Source organism: Mycobacterium timonense (assembly GCF_025821985.1).
Lineage (GTDB): Bacteria > Actinomycetota > Actinomycetes > Mycobacteriales > Mycobacteriaceae > Mycobacterium > Mycobacterium avium.
Genome location: NZ_JACKSY010000072.1, coordinates 1 through 4,366, shown reverse-complemented (window position 1 = coordinate 4,366; position 4,366 = coordinate 1). Strand labels below are relative to the sequence as shown.

The following is a 4,366-nucleotide window of genomic DNA, read 5'->3' as shown; positions in this document are numbered from 1 at the left end:
ATCGCGATGTTCCTCTCGGTAGTGATTCTTGGTCGTTTCACCACAGAGACTCACGCGATGGCCCTCTTACGTCAGGGACCGACACGCCGCCATCACTTACACCACTCCCCGGGACGCTCCCACGGGCGGCCTCGGGGTGGGAACAGGAGATGCTGCGGGGTGCGAGTGACCTAAGCAGCTCGGGGTTTCGGGAACCGGCAAGTATCTCGCCCTTGGTTTTTAGCCTAAATGGATTGAGGATCGGGTTGGATACCCCTACTGCGTCTGCGGCCGCGCGTAGCAGGTGCATGAATTGTGGGTGCGTCGTGCGCGTGCTGTAGCTGCCTGATCGAGCCCGAGTGAGCGGAACGTTGATGCCGATGAACCCGTTCTCCGGGATATATACGGGCACATCCGGTCCACCGGATGCTGCGAGGGCAAGCCCTGCGGTGAGGAACAACAGCGACCGCGCACGAGTCGTTGTCTCCCTTTCTAGAGGAAGCGGGCGACCCTGCCCTGCCGTAGCTGGTGCTGGACGGAGGAAGAGGCTCCGCAGCTCCAGGCGGTCCTGACCGTAGTGCTCACGCAGTTGAGCGGTCAGCGTCTTCTGCGCCGTGGAGGCTTGATCGCCCTCGTTGTGGGAGATCAGGCACAGGCGTCGCTCCTTATCCTCTTCGAGCAAGTCGATCACACCGGTCAGGGAGTCGAGCCCACCGGAGAAAAGACTGACTGCGTTCACGTCCCCCACCGGTGTGATGTCTTCGGGTACTCGCCTGACACCGTCCAGAGGAGAGACGCTTTCGAAGTAGGGCGTCAGGGCCCAGCGGTCGCCGGTGAGGAAGTCCAGAGTTTCCTTCCAAGGCGCTGCTGCCCAGGCGTCGACATCGGAGACCGGCAGTTCCACACGGAGCTCACGGGTCCACACGTCGGCCGTGTTGTTTCGGGGGGTCGCCTTATCGATGCAGTAGATGCTCGCACCAAGGAGGAACAAGTCGAGGGCTTCCCTGGGTGCCCGCCAGCCGGTGAGGAATCGAGACCCGGCCCGATTTCCTAGTTGGATGGTCGATGCCGTGCTTCCGGGCGCCCAATCGAGCAGTCGGGTGTCGTCCGGCCCAGCGGGGGTCCTCGCAGTGGGGTTGGTGCGGACCCGGTAGTTAGTCATGTGCGGTCCTCCCGTTCAAGGGCGGACAGGAGCTCGTAGGCAGAGCTGACCGCCCGCTCCGCGATGGTCCGCCCCTGCTGACCGCCCCATTCGACGGAGAGCGGATCTGCAGGCAGTTCAATCACCACGAGGTCGGCGATGATCTGGCGCATCTCCTGGTCGGCCCGCCGCATCGCAATGGGGTCGGTCAGCCGACTGAGACGTTCTGCGACAACGGGAACCCTGTTGTACACGTACAGCGCCAGGAAGCGTTCGAGGATCGAACCAAGCTGGTCCCGGTCGACGCTGATCTGATCTAGTTCCTCCCAGGAATCGGCGTCGCCAAATACCTCGTCCAGAACGTCGCACGCAGCGTCACGTGCTGCGCCCGAGTCGAGATCGTTCCCGGTGCCGGCGATGTAGGTGACGAGTTCATCGAGGACGGTGAACCGGTCCTGGCCGACCAAATGGCCGAGCCCGATCGACACCAGCGCCTGTGCCGCGGTGCCAGTTCCCAATCCGGAGAGCAGACCGCCGAGTCTTGTGATGCCCGAACGACCCGCGCTAGCTGTGGCGGTCGCCCCACCAGCGCCGCCGAGGAGTGGGACGTGGCGTGCCAGGACGCGGTGGGCTCGTTCGTTGGAGTTGGCCCTGCCTAGGCCTCGGACGTAAGCGTTCGCCGCGTACTTGAGGGGTGTCCAGTCGCCTCCGGTTCCCGCCGCTCGATCAGCTGACGTTCCCACCCCCTCATCCCTTCGCTCTCGCTGCGGCCTCGCGGGCCTTCTGAACGACGGTGCGGAGTTGAGTGTTGTCGCTGTCCTCCCAGCGCTGCAGGAGTTCGTTCACGGCGGGGTCGTCGAGCGGCAGCCGGCGAACCGCGGCAGTCCCGGCACCGAAGGGGATCGACGCGGGTGGCACTTGAAGAAGGGCTGCGCACACCGCGCTGACGATGTCCGAGTTCTTCTCCGCGAGCTCCAGCGCAGCAGTGAGCGCGACCGAGGCTGGATCGCGCTGAACGCGATCGAGAAGAGCCTCGATGAACTGCATCCGTTCGCTCGGTTCTAGTGCCGCGACGGTCGGGTAGTGGCTGCGTCGCTTCGCATCGACATCGGACTGGACGTCGGTGATGAGTCGTTGCAGGTGCGGCGCGAGCCTCGATGCGGAGACGCCGAACGACAGCTTGTCACGGGAATAGGTGAAGTAGGGGCGCAGGTCCGTGCCCGCGAGTGGAGGATCGGCACGCAGCCAACCGGCGACGTGGGTCTTGCTGGCCCAACTTTCCGCGTCAGACTGCACGGCGTCCGACTTCGCCTCTGCTGCGGGCTTCTTCCTCTGTGGCGGCTCGATTGCCTGCTTGCTGTCAGCTTTATCGACGTCAGCTGGGCCGGCGGACTCGCTTCCTCCTCGTGCGCGAGCCTCGGCGATGGCGATCTCGCTACATGCGCCTCCGGCTGACATCTCCCAGTCGAAGAGCTTTTGGAAATCGGTGTTGTACTGATCCTCCAGCACCATCAGCTTCGCGAGAACGGGGAGCTCGAGATTCGCTCCGCGTCGTTTGGCACTGCGGTGTTTCAGCAGCAGGTTGTTGAGGAACCGTTTCAGTTGACGCGGGTTACCGCGCAGCGATGCGCCCAGGATCGGTGATATGTCTGCCGCCCACTTCAGGTCATCGGCGAGATCGGCTGGGATGTCGCTGAGCACCGCCCCCGCGATCCCGGTATTGAATGCGACGGCCAGACCGTTCGCGCGTCGAACTTCGAATGCATTCTTGAGTACCTTCTGGAAGTCACTGTCCGACAAATGCAGCTCGGCGAAGAGCAGGTTTACATAAGTCTCGGCTTCTGGTGCGGACAGCGGCGGGATCGCGACCTTGAGCTGAAGCATCTTCTCCAGGTAGTCCCGCCCGATCCCCGCTCCGTCGGGCTTCTTGAGTTCGGGGTAACGCGAGTCGATCGCCGATTCGACGACGTTCTGATTCAAGGCGAGAACGTATGCGGTCTTGGGTGTGTTCAGGAAGAGTCGTATGGCTTCGAACGTGTCGACGACAGTTTCGGGGAGGCATCGGTCGAGGTCGTCGATGAACACGACTACCGCCGCGCAGTGGGGAATTTGCTTGACCAGCTCGGCGAACTCGCAGCGGAACGCGTCGACGTCACCGCGCGGCGTCTCGGGCGTCGCGGCGGGGGCGGTTGACCCTTCGCCCGGCTCCTTCAAAGCGGCCTCAGCCTGCTTGGCCGCCGCGCCTGTGAGCGCCGTCGCCGCCTCAACGACTGCGGGATCCAAGTCGAGCCCCGCGCCTTGCAGAAGGACCGGAAGTACCGCTGGCGCGGCGCCGACTCCCGTTCGACCTAATCTGCGGCCCCAGCGGCGGAGGCCGGCGACTATTCTCCGGAGTCGTCCGACTTGCTCGGCGGTATCGGGTGCTCGTTCCGCGATCGCATCCAGCACAGCTGTCATCAAGGCGATTTTGACGTCGTCGTGGTCTTCGTACTGCCACGGACTGAAGTGCACCGTCAGGTACGGGGACACCTGATCTTCGGCAGTCTCGGCGTCCTCTTTGGCCCGGATAGTCTCAAGCTCGCGGGCTGCAATTCGCATCAGACTGCTCTTGCCCGAACCCCAGTCCCCGAGGACCCCGATCGTCAGCGGGAGTAGTCGTGGTTCGGTTAACGCGACGACAAGGCCGTCGACGAGGAAATCGAAACCCAGCAGGTCGAGATCCGCTTCATTGTCAGCCCACACAGGCGCCTCCAGACGGCCAGCAGAGGCCAGCACTAGGAACAGGACATTGCGAGGGCTGCGGAGTGCCCCGATTCAGCCGCCCGTGACTTGAGAGCGTATCGACTGAAGGTGGAGGCAGACGCGGAATCATACGACGACACACCTTGGTTGCCCGAGGTCGTGGAACGGACTGAGGTGGACGGTTGAGTGCCTCGATGAAGTCGGCCGCAGCAACGGGGCGGACCGTCCAACGCACAGCGCCGCGTCCGGCTGGTGACCACGTTGGGACCACACGTCATGCGCGATCGCGAACGACCTGCATGTCCGCGAACTTCATACTTCACGATCGGACAGCGAAAACCACTTGCGAACTGAGGAAACGCGGAGTCGCTACTTCCTGGCCCGACTTTTATCAGGCTAGTGCGCACGTAGGCTGTGGATGTTTGCGAGGATTTCGGCGAGGTCGGGTGGTGGCGGTTCAGCAGCGGTCAGGGTGTGCTTGCCGGCTTGGATAGTGACGGTACG

At 63.5% G+C, this 4,366-nt stretch carries 3 protein-coding genes; all 3 read right to left on the bottom strand.

The features are described 5' to 3' along the window. Positions 1–37: 37 nt before the first annotated feature. The 3 genes from H7I87_RS18565 to H7I87_RS18555 are packed head-to-tail and all read right to left on the bottom strand — an operon-like array spanning position 38 to position 3,895. Positions 38–1,141 (bottom strand): adenine nucleotide alpha hydrolase family protein, encoded by a 1,104-nt coding sequence (locus H7I87_RS18565; RefSeq protein ID WP_196767243.1) that lies wholly within the window; start codon positions 1,139–1,141, stop codon positions 38–40. Continuing rightward, complete coding sequence (locus H7I87_RS18560) at positions 1,138–1,863, bottom strand: Qat anti-phage system associated protein QatB (RefSeq protein ID WP_033727452.1); 726 nt, start codon at positions 1,861–1,863, stop codon at positions 1,138–1,140. The genes H7I87_RS18565 and H7I87_RS18560 overlap by 4 nt, the downstream gene beginning before the upstream one ends. Before the next feature lie 4 nt (positions 1,864–1,867). Continuing rightward, positions 1,868–3,895, bottom strand: a complete 2,028-nt coding sequence (locus tag H7I87_RS18555; RefSeq protein WP_033727451.1) for a KAP family P-loop NTPase fold protein — start codon at positions 3,893–3,895, stop codon at positions 1,868–1,870. Positions 3,896–4,366: the final 471 nt, after the last annotated feature.

Bases quoted from the DNA above. Each gene is read 5' to 3' on its own strand.
- H7I87_RS18565 (WP_196767243.1), bottom strand. From the start codon at position 1,141: ATGACTAACTACCGGGTCCGCACCAACCCCACTGCGAGGACCCCCGCT.